General features: G+C 55.3%; 19 protein-coding genes and 1 tRNA gene. 14 read left to right on the forward strand and 6 right to left on the reverse strand.

Annotated features, from left to right (window positions below; genetic code table 11):
- Window positions 1-192 precede the first annotated feature (192 nt).
- Window positions 193-1,203, forward strand: a complete 1,011-nt coding sequence (locus ABHF33_RS03010; RefSeq protein WP_348945580.1) for a type II secretion system F family protein — start codon at window positions 193-195, stop codon at window positions 1,201-1,203.
- Here ABHF33_RS03010 and ABHF33_RS03015 read toward each other — a convergent pair.
- Complete coding sequence (locus ABHF33_RS03015) at window positions 1,178-1,642, reverse strand: flagella synthesis protein FlgN (RefSeq protein WP_348945581.1); 465 nt, start codon at window positions 1,640-1,642, stop codon at window positions 1,178-1,180. The two genes, ABHF33_RS03010 and ABHF33_RS03015, sit on opposite strands and share 26 nt — an antisense overlap.
- Window positions 1,643-1,915, reverse strand: a complete 273-nt coding sequence (flgM, locus tag ABHF33_RS03020; protein ID WP_157313952.1) for a flagellar biosynthesis anti-sigma factor FlgM — start codon at window positions 1,913-1,915, stop codon at window positions 1,643-1,645.
- Between the two features lie 222 nt (window positions 1,916-2,137).
- Here flgM and fliW point away from each other — a divergent pair, with 222 nt between their 5' ends.
- From fliW to ABHF33_RS03065, 9 genes are all read left to right on the forward strand, one after another.
- Window positions 2,138-2,551 (forward strand): flagellar assembly protein FliW, encoded by a 414-nt coding sequence (gene fliW, locus ABHF33_RS03025; protein WP_348945582.1) that lies wholly within the window; start codon window positions 2,138-2,140, stop codon window positions 2,549-2,551.
- A gap of 142 nt (window positions 2,552-2,693) precedes the next feature.
- Entirely contained in the window at window positions 2,694-3,662 is a 969-nt protein-coding gene (locus tag ABHF33_RS03030) for an acetyl-CoA carboxylase carboxyltransferase subunit alpha (protein ID WP_348945583.1), read from the forward strand.
- Window positions 3,631-5,016, forward strand: coding sequence for a tRNA lysidine(34) synthetase TilS (gene tilS, locus ABHF33_RS03035; protein WP_348945584.1), 1,386 nt, complete (start codon window positions 3,631-3,633; stop codon window positions 5,014-5,016). The genes ABHF33_RS03030 and tilS overlap by 32 nt, the downstream gene beginning before the upstream one ends.
- A 56-nt stretch (window positions 5,017-5,072) precedes the next feature.
- Window positions 5,073-7,646, forward strand: a complete 2,574-nt coding sequence (gene mutS, locus ABHF33_RS03040; protein WP_348945585.1) for a DNA mismatch repair protein MutS — start codon at window positions 5,073-5,075, stop codon at window positions 7,644-7,646.
- A gap of 160 nt (window positions 7,647-7,806) precedes the next feature.
- Entirely contained in the window at window positions 7,807-8,262 is a 456-nt protein-coding gene (locus ABHF33_RS03045) for a hypothetical protein (RefSeq protein ID WP_348945586.1), read from the forward strand.
- Between the two features lie 230 nt (window positions 8,263-8,492).
- A complete protein-coding gene (gene rluB / locus ABHF33_RS03050; RefSeq protein ID WP_348945587.1) occupies window positions 8,493-9,701 on the forward strand; it encodes a 23S rRNA pseudouridine(2605) synthase RluB in 1,209 nt (402 codons plus the stop codon).
- Window positions 9,702-9,719: 18 nt separating this feature from the next.
- Window positions 9,720-10,277 (forward strand): transcription elongation factor GreB, encoded by a 558-nt coding sequence (gene greB / locus ABHF33_RS03055; RefSeq protein WP_348945588.1) that lies wholly within the window; start codon window positions 9,720-9,722, stop codon window positions 10,275-10,277.
- Between the two features lie 80 nt (window positions 10,278-10,357).
- On the forward strand, window positions 10,358-12,460 hold the full coding sequence (locus tag ABHF33_RS03060) for an ATP-binding response regulator (RefSeq protein ID WP_348945589.1): 2,103 nt from the start codon (window positions 10,358-10,360) through the stop codon (window positions 12,458-12,460).
- Window positions 12,461-12,541: 81 nt separating this feature from the next.
- The gene (locus tag ABHF33_RS03065; protein ID WP_348945590.1) at window positions 12,542-13,363 is read left to right on the forward strand and encodes a thymidylate synthase; all 822 of its coding nucleotides are present in this window, start codon (window positions 12,542-12,544) and stop codon (window positions 13,361-13,363) included.
- 41 nt (window positions 13,364-13,404) lie between these two features.
- Here the strand turns inward: ABHF33_RS03065 and ABHF33_RS03070 are convergent, their stop codons facing one another.
- Window positions 13,405-13,758, reverse strand: a complete 354-nt coding sequence (locus tag ABHF33_RS03070; protein WP_348945591.1) for a 2Fe-2S iron-sulfur cluster-binding protein — start codon at window positions 13,756-13,758, stop codon at window positions 13,405-13,407.
- Between the two features lie 46 nt (window positions 13,759-13,804).
- Between ABHF33_RS03070 and ABHF33_RS03075 the strand changes: the two genes are divergently transcribed.
- Window positions 13,805-14,152, forward strand: coding sequence for a translation initiation factor Sui1 (locus ABHF33_RS03075; RefSeq protein WP_348945592.1), 348 nt, complete (start codon window positions 13,805-13,807; stop codon window positions 14,150-14,152).
- A gap of 113 nt (window positions 14,153-14,265) precedes the next feature.
- Here the strand turns inward: ABHF33_RS03075 and def are convergent, their stop codons facing one another.
- Window positions 14,266-14,862 carry a peptide deformylase gene (gene def, locus ABHF33_RS03080; protein ID WP_348945593.1) on the reverse strand — a complete coding sequence of 199 codons (597 nt, stop codon included), beginning with the start codon at window positions 14,860-14,862 and terminating at the stop codon, window positions 14,266-14,268.
- Window positions 14,863-14,987: 125 nt separating this feature from the next.
- On the opposite strand from def, the gene ABHF33_RS03085 reads away from it, so the two are divergent.
- On the forward strand, window positions 14,988-15,371 hold the full coding sequence (locus tag ABHF33_RS03085) for a hypothetical protein (RefSeq protein WP_348945594.1): 384 nt from the start codon (window positions 14,988-14,990) through the stop codon (window positions 15,369-15,371).
- A gap of 186 nt (window positions 15,372-15,557) precedes the next feature.
- Window positions 15,558-15,782, forward strand: a complete 225-nt coding sequence (locus ABHF33_RS03090; RefSeq protein ID WP_348945595.1) for a hypothetical protein — start codon at window positions 15,558-15,560, stop codon at window positions 15,780-15,782.
- A gap of 37 nt (window positions 15,783-15,819) precedes the next feature.
- Here ABHF33_RS03090 and ABHF33_RS03095 read toward each other — a convergent pair whose 3' ends face one another.
- Window positions 15,820-16,731, reverse strand: a complete 912-nt coding sequence (locus ABHF33_RS03095) for a LysR family transcriptional regulator (RefSeq protein WP_348945596.1) — start codon at window positions 16,729-16,731, stop codon at window positions 15,820-15,822.
- 147 nt (window positions 16,732-16,878) lie between these two features.
- Here ABHF33_RS03095 and ABHF33_RS03100 point away from each other — a divergent pair, with 147 nt between their 5' ends.
- Window positions 16,879-18,033, forward strand: coding sequence for an Acg family FMN-binding oxidoreductase (locus ABHF33_RS03100; RefSeq protein WP_348945597.1), 1,155 nt, complete (start codon window positions 16,879-16,881; stop codon window positions 18,031-18,033).
- Between the two features lie 344 nt (window positions 18,034-18,377).
- Here ABHF33_RS03100 and ABHF33_RS03105 read toward each other — a convergent pair.
- Window positions 18,378-18,461: transfer RNA gene (locus tag ABHF33_RS03105), tRNA-Leu, on the reverse strand.
- Between the last annotated feature and the right edge of the window lie 97 nt (window positions 18,462-18,558).

An 18,558-nucleotide genomic window follows, 5' to 3' on the forward strand; every position in this document is an offset into this window, starting at 1 on the left:
TTTCAACGCGGTTTCACGTAAATGTCAAACATTTTGTCGCATGATACGTGGCAATCGGGTGGGCTTGCTTTGATGTGCGACATGTTGGCGGCACTGCAAAATAGCCCGTCTCACTATTTGCCAGCCTTGTGCATTATCTTCGCTCTTACGCCCTGCTTGATCACTGTTGTTCGCTTGCTTCATACTGAAACGATGAAAACCCAACACCCCTTGCCAGCACAAGTACGTGCTGATTTGTTTAACCAGCTGGCCGCACTGGAACACGCAGGCTTGCCAACGGATCGGGCTATTGCAGTTTTGGCCTTGCCCGCACCGTGGAATCAGCGCGTGCGTGCTATGCAGCAAGCCCTATTACGCGGACATAGTCTGGCAAGTGCAGGCAAGGTGGCGGGCCTGTTTGATCCACTCGATCAGGCGCTGATTCATGCCGCTTGCGCAGCAGGCAGCCCGGAACCAACTTATCGGCAACTGGCTAGGCAGGCCACACTGAAAGCCACCTTGAGACAGCAAGTACGTGCCAGGCTGGCGCTCCCCGCCTTGCTGATTTTCCTCGCTCTGCTGATCAAGCCGCTACCCGCGCTGATTCAGGGCAGCTTGAGCATTGGCGACTACCTATGGGGTATAGCCTCACCCGTCATATTCATCATATTGTTAATGGCAATACTGGGCTGGGTATCCAGACTAATTAGCCAGGGCGGCGTGCTGGCAAGTCTGATTTTGCAGCTGCCTGTCATTGGCAACTTTTGCCTGCAATTAAATCAGCGTGATTTTCTATCCAGTCTAAGCCTGTTGATCAGTGCGGGCGTCCCGGTGTTTGATGCCGTGACGCTGGCACAAAACAGCATTTCGAATGGACATTTACGCCAGCAAAACCGCGTGTTATCGCGCAAGCTGCGTGCCGGCTCATCGCTGGCCGCTGCGGTTGAGCACACCGGCTGGCTGGTCACGCAACGCATCGTGGCGCTGATTAATACTGGTGAGCAGAGCGGCACGCTGGACGCCATGCTGGCAAGGCTGGTCGAGCAGCTCGATCAGGACATCGAACACAGCAGCAAGCAGTGGGCGGCCTGGCTGCCACGGCTGGCCTATGCACTCGTAGCGATATGGATTAGCTGGGGTTTGCTGTCAACGACGGCATTCATGCCGTCTGCAGATCAGTTAGAAATAAGGCAGGAGTTCAGGCGCGATCAAACGGACGGCTGATTGACGACAAAGAGCTCAGGCGGCCATCGGCGCTATAGGCCACATCCGTATGGCGCTGCGCGGCCAACGAAGCCATCAGATGCTGATTGACTTCTTCGTGCGTCTGAATCAGCTGGCCATTGGTGCGATTGAGTGTTTCGGCGTACTTGGCTTGTTGCAGCAACTCGCGCCAAACGCTCGCTTGCTGATCCAGCGTCAGCTCGATCTGCTCGATACTGATTAATTCGTGCTCGCTGCAAAATTGCGCGCGCGCTTTGCTGGCTCGTTCTAGCGCTTGCAGGGCTCGCGTTTTGCCATCGATCAGCACGGAAACCTGATCGAACTGGCGCAAAATCAGCGCATCTTGTTCCTGCGCCAATAAAGCAATTAGCTGCTGAACCAGATCAAGCTCAGCAGCTAACAGGGAATACAGCCCGGATTGTCGTTGTTCAGGGGTCACTTAGCGTGCCAGCAGCTCTTTTACACTGGAAAGCAAGCCATCGGCAATCGCCTCGGGCTTGACCGAAAAACGGCCTTCGGCAATAGCCGAACGGATCGCAGCCACCTTATCGGCATCGAATGTAGCTTCATTGCTGGCCACACCAGAGAGTTTGCTATTAATACTACTTTGCGGTGCAGCCGCCGCTTCGCTTTTGCTGCTGTCATTGGCCCGCACATCGCTGGGCTTACCCGCGAGCGGCGACAATGGCTTGCCTGTATTGTCGATTTTCATGATGTATCCCCTGCCGCATTGAGCGGCGGTCATCGTCCAGTTATTTCACTATTATGCCTACAATCGGCAGTTGTGAGAAATTCTTTAGCGATTCAACCTTTTATCAGATTATTCTAATGCGCAGCCGCACACCTTGCGTCATCAAAATAGCTTTTTGCTGCCTCATAAAGTAGTGTTTATTGCACATCATCATTCCAATATCCAGCATGGAGAGCAAACCTTATGGACGTTTTTCTAAGCCAGTTTGGCCCGATTGAAGTAGACCCCGATACCGTGATTCATTTTCCGGCGGGACTGCCCGGTTTTGATGATTGCAAAAACTACAAGCTGTTGCACGAAGACAAGCCCAACCCCAGTGTTTACTGGCTCCAGTCGCTGGACGACGCCAATGTGGCTTTCTCGATTGTCGGCGCAGAACGCCTTGGCTTTAATTATGTACTGACTTTAAATGACGACGAATGCGCGGCACTGCAATTGAAAGACGCTAGTGAAGCCATGCTGTTTCTGATTTTATCCCGCCCTGATAATCAGCCCATTCGCGCCAATACGCTGGCACCGCTGGTCATTAATCTGCAATCGCGAAAAGGTTTGCAAAAGATCGACGTCAAAGCGGATATCGTTTTCAGTAATACCTGATTTTGCTGCGCAGCAATAACAATGAAGCACTGAGTTTGTTGCTTGGGTTTGCCAGCGGCTTGTTGTATGATTGCGTCCAATTTTTGGGGCGGCCATGCTGGCTGCCTGTTCGCGCTAACAAGCGCCTCTGGAGTTTTAGAGCATGAAAACCACCTTCCTTGACTTCGAGCAATCGGTTGCAGAGCTTGAAAACAAGATCGAAGAGCTGCGCTACGTGCAGGATGATTCGGCAGTTGATATTTCGGTTGAAATTTCTCACCTTGAGAAAAAAAGCCTTGAACTCACCAAAAATATTTATGCAAAACTGACCCCCTGGCAGATTTCGCAGGTATCGCGCCACCCGCAACGCCCGTATACCTACGATTATATTTCCGGTCTGTTTACTGATTTTCAAGAGCTGCATGGCGATCGTGCTTTTGCTGATGATTTGGCGATTGTGGGTGGCTTGGCGCGTTTTAACGGCCAGAGTGTCATGGTCATTGGCCATCAGAAAGGCCGCGATACCAAAGAAAAAATCGCGCGCAATTTTGGCATGCCACGGCCAGAAGGCTATCGCAAAGCCTTGCGCTTGATGAAACTGGCCGAAAAATTCAATATCCCGGTGATCACGTTTGTCGACACGCCGGGCGCTTACCCTGGCATTGGTGCTGAAGAGCGTGGCCAGTCCGAAGCCATCGGTCGCAATCTGTTTGAAATGGCGCAGCTCAAAGTGCCGGTGATCTGCACAATTATTGGCGAAGGCGGCTCAGGCGGCGCGCTGGCAATTGCCGTGGGCGACGTCGTACAGATGCTGCAATATTCAACCTACTCGGTGATCTCGCCCGAAGGTTGCGCCACCATTCTGTGGAAAACGGCTGAACGCGCATCTGACGCTGCTGAAGCTTTGGGCATTACCGCTTCGCGCCTGAAAACCCTCGGCCTGATCGATAAAGTGGTGCCAGAGCCGATTGGCGGCGCGCATCGCGACCCGCAAGCGATGATGGCGACGATGAAAAAATCTATCGCCGATTCGCTCAAGGCACTGAAAGCTAAAAGTGTCGACGAATTGCTTGAATCCCGCTTTGACCGTTTGATGGAACATGGCAAATTTAAAGAAGAAGCAGCCGCTTAATGGCTGGCCAGAAGCCTTTGAGCTGATCGAAGGCTTTAGCAAACACGGGAGCTTAGGCTCCCGTTCTAATTTTCAGCGTACAAAATTATGCGTGGGGCTCTCTGGCGGGCTCGATTCGAGCGTGTTGCTGCACTGGCTGGCGCAATGGCGGAGCGAATTGGATGTCGAGCTCAGCGCCGTGCATGTGCATCACGGACTCTCGCCCAATGCCGATCACTGGGCTGCGCAGGCACAGGCATTGGCAGCCAGCCTTGATATCCCCTGCGCCATCCATCACGTCCGGCTGGATTTAACTCAAGGTCGCGGTGTCGAGGGCGCGGCGCGCAAAGCGCGTTATGCCATTTACGAGCAGCAGGACTGCGACGCGATTATTCTGGCGCATCATCAGAACGATCAGGCCGAAACCATTCTGATCAATCTGCTGCGCGGCAGCGGCCCGGCAGGTTTGGCCGCCATGCCGCAACAGCGCAAGCTGACTGATTCCATCACATTATTGCGCCCCTTGCTCAGTATCCCGCGCGCAGAGCTGCTGCGCTACGCGCAAGAGCAAGCGCTGAACTGGGTTGAAGACGAAAGCAATCTTGATACGCAATACAAGCGCAATGCGATCCGTCATCAAGTCATGCCCGCCATCACGGGTATATCGCCACAAGCCTTGACCACCTTGACTCGCAGCGCGATACATCAGTCAGAAGTCAACCAACTGATGATTGAAATTGCCGAGCTTGACCTCGCGCAATGCCAAAATGGTGATGCACTGGCGCTGGCACCGTGGCAACAGTTAAGCGCCGTACGGCAAAAAAACGTGCTGCGTCACTGGCTGGGTCTGGTGGGCGTCGTGCTGGAATTGCGCGCATTTAATGAATTGCTGCGCACGGCGATTGACGCGGCCGATGACACGCATCCGGCGCTGGTCTGGCGTAACGCCGCGGTGCGCCGCTATCGCGACCATTTGCACATCACGCAAGCCAGCCTGCAAGCGGGGCCAAACCAGAACATGACGCCTGATTTTGCCAATGGCAATGATTTACCCGACTGGCGCGGCATCTTGCGCTGGATAAAATGCGAAACGGGTGGCATCGCCGAGCACTTCCTTAGTGGCGCAGCCATCAGCGTGCGCGGCCGTCATGGCGGCGAGCAATTCAAGCTGGCGGCCAATCGCCCGACCCGCTCACTGAAAGCACATTGCCAGGCCGCGACCATTGCGCCATGGCTGCGCGAAACCACGCCGCTGATTTATATTGGCGAACAGCTGGCGGCCATGCCTGGGCTGGGCGTTAATCACGTATTTCAGCCAGAAGCAGGTGAACCAGGCTGGATGCCTCAATGGCACCCTTACCCTGCCAAGGTATAGCCCTACAGAGCAAATTTAGCATAGCCTTCAACCATATACCTCAATACAGAAAAACCATGGCTAAAAAATCAGCAAGCGAAGCCCCAACCCACACCCCGATGATGCAGCAATATCTCGCGCTCAAGGCCGATCATCAGGACAAGCTGGTTTTTTACCGCATGGGCGATTTTTACGAGCTGTTTTACGACGATGCGATCAAAGCGGCACGTCTACTCGATATCACGCTGACCACACGCGGCGCCAGCGCGGGCGAGCCGATCAAGATGTGCGGCATTCCGTTTCATTCGCTCGAACCCTACTTGGCCAAACTGGTAAAACTCGGTGAATCGGTCGCGATTTGCGAACAGGTCGGCGATCCGGCCACCAGCAAAGGCCCGGTTGAGCGCAAAGTGATGCGCGTGATTACGCCCGGCACCTTGACCGACGCCGCGCTGCTCGACGACAAACAGGAAAACCGCCTGCTCGCAATCCGCATGGTGCGCGGCAAAATGGGTATGGCGTGGCTCTCGCTCGCTTCCGGTGACTTTGCGCTGATGGATACCGACGTTGAAAAGCTGCCGTCCGAGCTGGAGCGCTTGCGCCCCGCCGAGATTTTAATCAGCGACGAAGCCGAGCTGACGCTGTTTGATCAGCTGCGCATCCCGGTGCGCCGCGTCGCCAGCTGGCAATTTGATGCAGCCAGCGCCGAGCGTAATCTCACGCGCCATTTTGCCGTGCATGATCTGGCAGGCTTCGGGCTTTCGTCAAACAATCGCGAGCCGCTGTTAGCGCTCGGCGCAGCTGGCGCGCTGCTTGAATATGTGCGCAGCACGCAAGGCGGCGCACTGCCTGCGCTGGCAGGATTGCGCGTTGAGTCACACAGCCAGTACATCGAGCTTGACGCCGCGACACGCCGAAATCTGGAAATCACCGAAACCATCCGTGGCGAAGCCGCGCCGACGCTGTTCTCCTTGCTCGACAACTGCGCGACCGGCATGGGTTCGCGCCTGCTCGCGCAATGGCTGCATCACCCGCTGCGCAATCACGGCAAGATTCTGGAGCGCCAGTCGGCAATTGGTACGCTGCTTGACGTCGGCAGCAGCGAGAATCTCTACACGCAGTTACGCGAAATCGCCGACATCGAACGGATTGTGTCACGGATTGCCTTGAAATCGGCGCGACCACGCGATCTGGCGAGCTTGCGCGATAGTTTGCGCGTACTGCCCGATTTGGCCGCACAAATGCCTGACGGCGGCTTGTTCAGCGGCCTTGCGCACGCCATGCAGGCCGAGCCGACGATTTATCAGCTGCTTGCAGCCGCCATTTTGCCCGAGCCGGGCGTACTGATTCGTGAAGGCGGCGTCATCGCCGATGGTTATTCGAGCGATCTGGACGAGCTGCGCGCGATTCAGAATAATTGCGGCGAATTTCTGACCATGCTGGAATCGCGCGAGCGCGAACGCACTGGCATTGCCACCTTGCGGGTGGAGTATAACCGTGTAGCTGGCTTCTTTATTGAGGTTACCAACTCATACGTGGGGCAGGTACCTGACGATTATCGCCGTCGCCAGACGATGAAAAACGCCGAGCGCTATATCACGCCCGAGCTGAAACAATTTGAAGAAAAAGCGCTGTCGGCCAATGAGCGTGCCTTGGCGCTGGAAAAACAGCTCTACGAATCGGTGCTCGACGCACTGCAAAGCTATCTGGCAACGCTGCGCCTAACTGCGCAAGCCGTCGCGACGCTCGACGTGCTGGTTTGTCTGGCGCAACGTGCGCAATTATCCGGCTATATCGCGCCGCAATTTTGCGACGATGCAGTCCTGAACATCGACGCGGGTCGCCATCCAGTCGTCGAAGATCAGATCGACGATTTCATCCCGAACAGCGTCGATTTTCATCTGGCGCGCAAACTGCTGCTGATCACCGGCCCGAATATGGGCGGTAAATCGACCTATATGCGCCAAGTGGCGCTGATCGCGCTACTGGCTCATGTCGGATCGTACGTTCCCGCCACCGCAGCCAAAATCGGTCGCCTCGATCGAATTTTTACCCGCATTGGCGCGAGCGACGATCTGGCTGGCGGCCGCTCGACGTTTATGGTCGAAATGACCGAAACGGCGAATATTCTGAATAACGCGGGTGAACATTCCTTAGTTTTGATGGACGAAGTGGGTCGCGGCACCTCAACCTTTGATGGCTTGGCGCTGGCGTGGTCGATTGCCAAAGCGCTGATCGAAAAAAACCGCTGCTACACGCTGTTTGCGACGCATTATTTCGAACTAACGCGGCTGGCGCAGGATTACGCGCAAGTGGCCAATGTGCATCTGGATGCGGTTGAGCACAAAGACCGGATCGTCTTTTTGCACGCAGTGCAGGAAGGTCCGGCCTCGCAAAGTTATGGTGTGGCGGTGGCCAGCTTGGCTGGCGTGCCCAAAGAAGTAGTTCGCGGCGCGAAACGCAAATTGCAGGAGCTGGAGCAAGGCAGCTTCAATAATGGCTTGCAAGCCGACCTGTTTGCCCCCATTTTCACGGCAGAACCCGAAGTTGAATCACATCCGGCGATTGAACTGCTAGCTGCGGTTATCCCTGATCAAATTAGCCCGCGCGAAGCGCTGGAGATGATCTATAAACTCAAAGAACTAATTTAGATCAAGCTAGGGTAATATTTACCTTCTGCATCGACAAAAAATGGCTAGCCTGTCTGTAAGGAATCGACCCTAAGTGATTTTTAGTATTGCTCCGCTTGGCAGGGCACTAAAAACCCTGGGTCGAAAAGTTACGTACACCCAGCAATAAAAAGGATAAATCATGAATTCTGCTACCGAACTTTCAGCGCCGCAGGCTGATCAGCAAGGCACTACTTTACTGGATTTGGCGCGGATGATTTCCGACTCTGGCGAGCAAGATGCCATAAAGCTTAACGATTTGAAGTCGAGCGTTGACCATGAAATGCGCCGTTTTGGTGACGATTTGTCCGGCCACCTGAGTGCGCATGCACAAGTGAAAGTACCACCAGCCTACCAGCTGCGCAGCGCAGAACAAGGCAAGGTGATGGTGGTGGGCGATCACCCGGACAAAGCGGCGATTGAAAACTATCTGAACAACGACACCCGCTTGCTCAAGTGGTTTAAAGAGCTTGAGGTTTTGTTCGAAATCCAGCGCCGTCTTGAACTTGATGCGGCAGGCGAAAGCATGGAAGGTCAGGTATTCAATCTGGGCATGACCAGCCTGGGCTGCATTGCCTTCTTTACCAGCGAACAATAAACACTCCGCATCACCCCGAAGCCGCCCGCCAGCGCTACGCTGGGGCGGCTTCTGCCGTTTTGATGCAGACGCAGCCGACTCAAAAACATCGCGAGTGCTTCGACGATCTGGCCAAAATAAAAAATGCCCACCATTGTCTAGCGCAAGATTCGAATCTGCTCATCGTTTTTCAGCGGTCTGTTCATGGCATAAGCGGTATAATCATTCCTTATTCAACAGGCACATATCCCATGAAAACCACTAAAGCTCGTCGCCCGCAACCGGCCATTCGAGAAGCCAAAGCGAACGACCAACAGCGCGCAACAACCAAAATCGGTGCTCGTGGGCAGTCCGCTGCCGGTGAATCACGTTTTGGCAATATCAAGAAAAAGAAAACCTCGGGTCCGGACATGGGGCGCTCGTCCACGCCAGCCACCAGCAAAAAGCGCAGCTCGCCCACCAGCGGAATGAGCCGCATGGTGGCTCAAGCCATTGCCAAAACAGCCATCGCCCGCGAAGTACAAGGCATCAAACCGGCTACCGAGAACAGCACAGCAGCAGAAACCCAAACCACGATTCGCGATAGCAAATTGCGCCCAAGCGCCAAGCGGGCCAAGAAAATGCCGCAGCGCCATGGCTCACAGCACGAAATTTCAGCGCAGAAGCAGTTGCGTGAAAAACGGCTGACCACTGATCAGATTGGCGACGAGCGCCTGCAAAAGGCGCTGGCCTTCTCCGGCATTGGCTCGCGCCGCGAAATGGAAGAAATCATTGAAGCCGGTCGCGTTAGCGTCAACGGTAAAATCGCCGATCTGGGCGCCAAAGTCAGCCCGGGCGATGAAGTACGGATTGATGGCAAACGTATTGCGCTCAAATGGCAGGATCGCCTGCCTCGCGTCATCATGTACCACAAAGAAGAAGGCGAGCTGGTTAGCCGTGATGACCCGGAAGGCCGTGTCACCGTGTTTGACCGTCTCAAGCGGATTTACTCAAGCAAATGGGTCGCCATTGGTCGTCTGGACTTTAACACCTCGGGTTTGCTGCTGTTTACGACCTCGGGCGAGCTGGCCAATCGCATGATGCACCCGAGCTTTGAAGTCGAGCGTGAATATGCAGTTCGCGTTCATGGCCAGCTCACGCCAGAGCAAATGAAAGAAATGGTCAATGGCATCGAGCTCGATGACGGCCCGGCCAACTTCAGCCGCATCGAAGATCGTGGCGGCGAAGGCCAGAATCACTGGTATCACGTCGTGCTAAAAGAAGGTCGTAATCGTGAAGTGCGCCGGATGTTCGAGCACTACAACCTGATGGTCAGCCGCCTGATGCGGATCCGCTTTGGGATGTTCAATCTGCCGGGGCGTCTCAAACGCGGCCAGTTTTATGAATTGACCGAAACCGAAGTGCTGGCCGTGATGAAATGGGCTGACCTGACCATGATGGGTCAGGTGAAAAGACGATAAACGGACAGCAGCGCAGACATGAGCAAAGCGTTTACCAAAGAAAACGACGGCGACGATGACGAGCTGCCCGCGGAACTCGCCGTTCCAGCGGGCAGTAAAAACTATATGACGCCACAGGGCTGGCAGCGAATGAAAACCGAGCTTTACGAGCTGGTTAACAAGGAGCGTCCGCACGTCACCCAGGTGGTCAATTGGGCGGCCAGCAATGGCGATAGATCGGAAAACGCCGATTATCAATATGGCAAACGCCGCCTGCGCGAGATTGACCGTCGCATTCGTTTTTTAAGCAAACGACTGGAAAACGCCGAAGTCATCGACCCGGAAACCCGCGAAGCCACCGACCAGATTTTCTTTAGCGCCACCGTCACGTATTTGCGTGAAGATGGCCGTGAAGAAACGGTGGTGATTGTCGGTGTGGATGAAACCAATTTGCCCCTCAATCACATCAGCTGGACTTCGCCTGTAGCGCGTGCGCTAATCAAGGCGCGCGAAGGCGATGTGGTGCATTTGCGCACCCCGGCAGGCAGCGAAGAGCTGGAAGTAATACAAGTATGTTATGTAAGAATTGAAAGCTAAGTGTTTGCTTTACAACGACAACATCAACATACAGCTTAAACGTTTTGCCAGATACAAAGTGCTACTGGTATTGTTCTGGCATGAATTCACATAACCACGCGACCAGCAGCCTTTTTCGGCGGGTTCTGCGCAGCATGGCGCTGCGCATTGCCATTGCCGCCTGCCTGATTTCTGCGCTGAGCTACTACTACAGCTACGTGCGCCTGCAAGAAGAAGCGCTCAGCAATCTGTCCAAATACATTGATACGCGCAGCCAGCTCGAAAGCGAGCTATTTATCAATGCCGAATCGAACACCAAACTCATCCGCGACGATTTCCTTCGCCGCTATGCCCAGGCGCAGACTCAGGACTTTAGCGCTCAATTTGGCGCGCTCGTTCGTCAGGATAGAGACGGCATGTGGCGGGTCAAGGCTGAAATTGACCACTTTGAGCATCAAGCCACGATTGCCCTCTTGCCAACCGTCAAGCAGACGCCGGAACTGAAGCGCCAGGTCGTTCTGGCGCACCAGATTCTGAGCCAGTACGGGCCGGCCTATCGTGGCCGCAGTTACGATACCTTTATTGACCTCAATGTCTCCGATGTCAGCCTGATGTATCTGCCCATCCTTAACTACGCCAGAAATGGCTCGGTGGATGATTTTGCCGAAGATCTCGAAACCGAACTGGGTGCACTCCCCGAGCGCAATCCGGCGCGCAAAACCTTCTGGACCGGCATTTACTACGACAAACAAGCGCTGGAATGGATGGTCTCGGTGGTCACCCCGATTGACTATCTGGGTCAATATATCGGCGGCGTCGGCCAGGATATACCGCTCGATCAGCTGATTACGCGCACCAATAATGTCAGCATTCCGGGCACGCACAATATGATTTTCAGCCGGGACGGCATGCTGCTGGCTCACCCGGACTATATGGCCAAAATCCAGGCCAACAATGGCACACTGGATATGCGCAAGGCCGACCCAGTGCTGCAGGGCATTTTCAATGTGGTCAGCAAAGCCGCCGCCAAAGATCGATTTATTGAGAGCAGCGATGGTCGATCATGGCTGGGCATCGCGCCAATCAAGGGGGCAGACTGGCTCTTTGTCACCGTGTATCCCAAGCGCCTGCTTGAAGAAAAAGCCGCTCTGGCCGCCAGCATGGTGCTGGTGCTAGGCATCGTTGCCTTGGCTGTGGAGCTGGGCTTGCTGGCCATGGTGCTGCGCAATGACGTTGCCCGCCCGCTGGAGCGCCTGAAAAACGCAATTCGCGCCCTGGCCGCGGGCAAGCAAAGCAATCAGCTCGATTTGCACCGCAGCGACGAAATCGGCGAGCTGGCGCGAACCTTCAATGAAATGTCGCATACCGTCCAGTCGCACCGCATCCATCTGGAAGATCTGGTGGCCGACCGCACGCAAGAGCTGGCCACGCGCAATCTGCAACTGGAAGCGGCTAACGAAGCACTAAAATACCTCAATCAAGAGAAAAACGAGCTACTGGCGATTGCCGCGCACGATCTGAAAAACCCGGTAGCCAGTATCCAGGGCATGGCTGGCCTGCTCAATGAGCGGCTAGACAGCTGGCCGACCGAGAAAATCAAAGACAGGCTTGATGGCATTCACCTACTGGCAGGGCGTATGCAGCGCATTATCAGCAATCTGCTCGATCACGACGCGCTGGAAGCTGGATCGGTGCAGATGCAGATCGAAGAGATTGATCTGGATGAGCTCATTAGCGACACGCTGATCACTTGGCGCGAGCGCCTGCATAGCAAGCAGCAAACCATTCACTACAGCCCAAGCCAGCTTATCGTGCATGCCGATCGGCAAGCGCTGTGGCAGATCTTGGATAATCTGATCTCCAACGCAGTGAAATATTCACCTAACGAACAAAGTATCCTGATCAGCGCCCAGCTCACCGACGATGGCGTCGAGCTCACAGTGAGCGATCATGGTCCCGGTATTGCGCCACATGAAATCGGCATGCTGTTCAAAAAATTTAGCCGCCTGTCTGCGCGCCCCACCGGCGGTGAGCACACGACCGGGCTGGGTTTATCCATCGTTAAAAAGTTGGTCGAAGCCATGTACGGGCAAATCCGGTGCGAGAGCCAGTTTGGTCAGGGTGCCCGCTTTATTGTAACGCTGCCACCCGTTCGCCAGCATCTTGCCGCAAGCAGCGCCCATCGCCAGCAGGAACAAGCCTGAGTTTTGCGTTAGAATCACGAGCTGCATTGCGCCACGTCGGTGTGATGCAGTTTTTTTTACGGCTAGCCCACGGAGTTTTCGATGCGCCAATATCTGGATTTACTGCAACACGTTTTGGATACTGGCGTTGCCAAGGAAGACCGCACCGGCACTGGCACCGTGTCGATTTTCGGCCATCAGATGCGCTTTAATCTGGCCGAAGGTTTTCCGCTGGTCACCACCAAGAAAACGCATCTGAAATCGATCATCAATGAATTGCTGTGGTTTTTGCGCGGCGACACCAATGTGCGCTGGCTGCAGGAACACGGTGTGACGATCTGGGACGAATGGGCGCGTGAAGACGGCGAACTAGGCCCAGTGTATGGCTACCAGTGGCGCAGCTGGCCAACCGCCGATGGCCGCCATATCGACCAGATTAGCGAAGTGGTGAAGCAACTCAAAACCAACCCTGACTCGCGCCGCATCATTGTGTCGGCATGGAATGTTGGCGAAATCGAAAACATGGCTTTGCCACCCTGCCATGCTTTTTTCCAGTTTTATGTTGCGCCAGCGCAGCCGGGCGACGCGGATCAGCGCGGCAAATTGTCATGCCAGCTGTATCAGCGTAGCGCCGATTTATTCCTTGGCGTGCCGTTCAATATCGCCTCGTACGCGACGCTCGTGCTAATGCTGGCGCAAGTATGCGATTTACAGCCGGGCGATTTTGTCTGGACAGGCGGTGATTGCCATATTTACCGCAATCATTTTGATCAGGTCAAAGAGCAGCTGTCACGCGAGCCGCGCAGCTTGCCCACGCTGAAACTCAATCCGGCCAAAACCGATATTTTCAGCTTCGAGTTTGAGGATTTCACGCTTGAAGGGTACGATCCGCATCCGGCAATCAAAGCGCCCGTTGCCGTTTAAAATTGCAAGGGTATATCTATATAGATCAAATAGTAGTTACTCTACAGAGATATACCCCCAGTAAGCCGTACAATCAGATCGTCTTCGATGACGTAGTGACAAGCCAGTCGCACTTGCTGCGGTGAATCAAAAATCGTCAGTGGCATATTGATTGGCATCCGGGCGTGGCGCACCAGTACATTGCGCTCCTTGCTGCCAATCTCGATCCAGCGCCGGCTGGCTGCGTGTTCGCAATACACCTGACACGCGCCGCACGTTCCCTGCCCGCAGCGCCAGGCCAATGCCAATTTCCCTTCGCGCACCAAGGGGCGAACAGCATCGATCAGCAGAGAGCCTGCCGCCACTTCAACGGCGAGATCAGCGCGCTCACTCTGGATAAAAGTCACAATCGGCATGACTGCTCACGTTAAAATTAGCCTGTTGAGAATATAGGACTTCCACATGAAAAAATCGTCATCCGGCGGCCTCGTTTACTCAACTGAACATGGTCGCACCTGCCCCGATTGCCGCCAGCCCATCGCGCAATGCAGCTGTAAAACCCCTGCCCTACCCACCGGCGATGGCATCGTGCGGATTGCACGCGAAGTGCGCAGCGGCAAAACCATCACCGTGATCCGTGGCGTGCTACTGGCTGCGCCCGAGCTGGCCAAACTCGGGAAAGAGCTCAAAAACCTCTGCGGCAGCGGCGGCACAGTGAAGGATGGCGTGATTGAAATCCAGGGCGATCACCGGGAGCTGATCGCCAAAAAGCTCGCCGAGCGCTGGAAAGTAAAACTGGCAGGCGGCTAGTGCAGGGTCGTCTTTAGACGGGTTGAGTTGGTGAGAGATACAAGTACAACAGGCCAATAATCAGGGTATTGCTCTGTAGATCAATCTCTACTTAGATTACAGGGCAATACCCATCAATCGACCCGCTCAGGAAACAACACGTCGGTAAACCCAAAGCGCGTCATATCGCCAATGCGTTGCGGATAGAGCACGCCCCATAGGTGATCGCATTCATGCTGCACAACGCGAGCATGAAACCCGTCCACCGTACGATCAATCCGATTGCCGAATTGATCAAACCCCTGATAACGAATCCGCGCATAGCGTGGCACTTCGCCGCGCAGGCCCGGCACCGACAGACACCCTTCCCAGCCCAGCACTTCTTCATCATCCAGCGGCGTAATCACCGGATTGATCAACACCGTTTCGGGCACCGCCTGCGCGTCGGGGTAGCGCTCGCTGTGCGTAAATCCAAATATCACCACCTGCAAATCAACGCCGATTTGCGGCGCAGCAATGCCGACGCCACCGCTGGCGCGCATGGTGTCAAACAGGTCCGTAATCAGCTGCGCCAGCGCCGGCGTATTGAAGGCAACAATAGGCTGCGTCTGCTCGGATGTATTGAAGGTAGTGGCAGGCTGCGCCAGTTGGGATGTATCGACGGTCGCGACCGGCTGCGCCAGTCGCAGCAAACGAGGATCGCCCATTTTCAAAATGGTGCGTACGGCCATATTTTCTCCTTGCTTTGCAAGCCAATATCATCAATTGCGTTTCAATCCCATACCAAACAGCCCACCACAGCCAAGCCAGGGCAGCGTATCATGGGCAGCTTTGCCACTGCCTGCCATTTTGCCGTATGTACGACGATTATCAAGCCCACAATGAGATGGACGAAACCACGCTGCACGCTTGGCAGTTTTATCTGGCCGTCGCCCAGCTGGCGCTCTCGCATCTGGCGAGCTGGCCCGCAGGCAGTATTGCCATCACCGACGATCAGGAGCACGCCTACTGGGTCTGGCAAGGCGCAACAGAAAATCATCTGGCTTGGGCGCCGGTGGCTGAAGGTATGGTGTGTTTTGACAGCGCGATACTAGTAGCCGAGCTACTGGGCCTGAGCGCCGAAGAAATCGATTATCGCCGCGACTCGCTCAGCCGCTTGTTGCAAAGCGATTCGCCCATTACGCTGCAATGGCCCAAGGCTCAGCTACAGCGCGCCATCCGCAGCCCAGGTGAATATTGAACCGTTCATCCTTACAGCAAATTTATGATGTATACCCCTATAGATCAATCTACATAAAGCACATAGAGCAATACCTAATAGCAGTATAAAAATAAATCCCTTATAGGCTTGATTTTGTAAGCATTTAGCGCCATCTTTCCGACATTGCATCTCCCACCTTGTTGCACAGGATCACTCATTATTGCCATGACCTCTGTACTACCGCATCCCGAGAGCCTGTTTATCAGCGCCAGCGAGCGCGCCCAGAATACCGCCAATCCGGCCGAAGCCAAGCCAGCGCCCAGCGTTGGCGACAAAATCAAGCGCTTAAAACAAAAGCGCGAGCTGGCGCAGGATTTGCAGCAAATGATCGCCAACAGCGGCTTGAGCATTGAAGAGCTACGTGAAGCGCTTGCCAGCCAATCCAGTTAAACACGATTTGCGCTGCCATCACGACACCATCCGTTCTCTAGGCGGCACCTTGCGGTGCTTCGGCTAACGCCAGTGGCAGCTGATGCGCCAAAAAATCGTACACCGCCCGAATACGGGCGCTGGTGTGCAATTCGCGGTGCACCGTCAGCCAGATCGGCAATCTGGGCAAAGGCAACTCGGGCAGTAGCATCTGCACCTGTGGATCGGTGCGCAGAATAAAGCTGGTCGCAAACCCCACGCCCAGCCCCGCGCGCACGGCCTGCCATTGCGCCAGCAGATCGTCCGAGCGCAAGCCAAAACGCAGTTTTTCCACCGTCAAACCATACGCAGAAATGGCTGGCGTGACTTCATCATTCGCATCGCCAGTAATCAGATCATGCTCCAGCAAATCGGCAAACTGCAGCGGCACGCCGCGCTGACGCAGATACTGCTGATGCGCACAGGCATAAATCGGGATTTCAGCGATTTTGCGCGCGACCAGCGTGCTTTGCTGCGGGCGGATCATCCGCAGCGCAATATCGGCTTCCCGGCGCAGTAAGTTGGACACCGTATTGCTCACCAGCAACTCGATCTCAATGTCCGGATAAGTCTGCCGCAATTGCGCAAGCACGGGCGGCAGCAATACACAGGCTACGGTTTGGCTAGCTGTCACACGCACCCTGCCCTGCAGCGAGCGCTCTGCCCCAGTGGCCAGCCGCCCCAGCTGCGCGGCCTGCTCGGCCATGGCACGCGCCGTTTCGGCCAAGCGCAGTGCGTGCACCGTGGGCGTCAGCCCACGCCCGGTGCGCTCAAACAACACAATGCGCCAGCGTGCTTCCAGCTCGGCAATATGCCGCCCCAACGTAGGCTGGCTAACGCCGCTGGCACGCGCCGCAGCCATCAGGCTGCCATGCTCTAGCGTCGCCAGAAATGACTGGACGTGATCCCAGGGAAAATCATATTCATTCATTTTTGAATAACTGAGCAGATAGTTTATTCCATTGTAAATAGATGACCGGGATTTCACAATGCAAGCTTGCATTCAGCACACCCGGCCTATCGAGGTGGCTTGAAGCATCAGCCTTACCCGCTTCATCATCTACTTTGGGAGAACACCATGCATCGTCGTGAATGGCTTCGTTTATTTGGCGGCGGCCTGATTGCCGCCGCCACTCTGCCGCTGGTCGGCTGCAGCTCGGCCTTGCCTGCTGAGGCCATTGCGGCCTGGCAACCACCCTCAGCATCGCTAGACTTGCGCCACTGGATACTTTCGCACGCGCTGCTGGCGCCTCACTCGCACAATCTGCAATCGTGGCTGGTGAATCTGGATATACCGGATAGCATTTTGCTGCGCATGGATCAGCGCCGCTTGCTGCCGGAAACCGACCCATTTGGCCGACAGATGGTGATGAGTCAGGGCACTTTTATCGAAATTCTGGCCATTGCCGCTCAGCAGCGCGGCTACCGCGCCGAGGTCACCCCCTTTCCCGAAGGCGAATTTTCAGCCAACCAGGTCGATGAACGCCCGACCGCCCGCATCCGGCTGATTGCCGATCCGGCGCTGCGCCCCGATCCGCTGTTTGCACAAATCTTCCAGCGCCACACCAATCGCTCGCCCTATGAGGCCAGAGACCCGGATGCCAAAGCGCTGCAGGCCATCGCGGCCAGCACCACGGCCTATCCGGTTCGCTGTGGCTTTATTCTCAGCACCGAGGCCAATATGGCTCGCCATCGGCAGATTGCCAACGAGGCCTGGCGCGTCGAACTGAGCACGCCGCGCACCTTGCTGGAGTCGTACAAGGTGCTGCGCGTCGGGCCCGCAGAAATTGCCAAGCATCGTGATGGGTTGTCGCTCAATGACCCCTTCGTGCGTGTACTCACCGCAACCGGCCTGTTTGACCGCAGCAAAGCGTCTGCGCCCGACAGCTCGGAAATTACCGGCCAGATTGAGAAATTCCAGGCCAAAATCGCCGCCACACCAGCATTTTTCTGGCTGCTCAGCGAGCGTAACGATAGACAAACGCAATTGCAGGCGGGGCGCGCCTATGTTCGCGCTCAACTGGCTGCCACGGCGTTCGGGCTGTCGATGCATCCCTTGCAACAAGCTTTGCAGGAATACCCCGAGCAGCGCGACAACTATACCGCCATTCATCACCTGCTCGACGCCAGTCAACCGGGCCAAACCGTACAAATGTGGGCACGCCTGGGGTACGCGCCAGCAGTAGAGCCAGCGCCACGGCGCGGGCTGGCTGCGCATCTGTCGCAGGTCTAGCGGCCGGGGAGATCAAGAACGGCTTTCTTCTTAAAGGTGTCACGCAGAATATTTGCAGGTAAATAGCCTGCGTGGAGCTCGCTGGGCTTATAGCGCACAAGATTCCAGATAGTAGAGGTATATTTATCAAAATTAATAAATACATAGCCCGCGAACACATACCCCCAGTAAAATTTTCGGAAAATTGAAATGGTGGGAAATATTCGGAAATGGCGGTATTGGAGGTATAACTGGTCTGGACTTAACTGGTGTCGTGCTCAAGACGAGACTCTGAGCAGCTAAAAAGCAAAAAGCCCAGCTTAGCTGGGCTGTCCGGATTTGAGCATTCCGGTTTGCTGCAGTGATGGTGCCCAGGGTCGGACTCGAACCGACACACCTTGCGGCGGGGGATTTTGAGTCCCCTGCGTCTACCATTTCGCCACCTGGGCAGGTAACTGGTTTAGAGGCCGGATTATTCATCAAGAGCGCCGCTTTGGCAAGACTTTGACCGAAATAATTAGCTATTCGTTTGAAAAATAAACACAA

Source organism: Chitinibacter sp. FCG-7 (assembly GCF_040047665.1).
Taxonomy (GTDB): Bacteria; Pseudomonadota; Gammaproteobacteria; order Burkholderiales; family Chitinibacteraceae; genus Chitinibacter; species Chitinibacter mangrovi.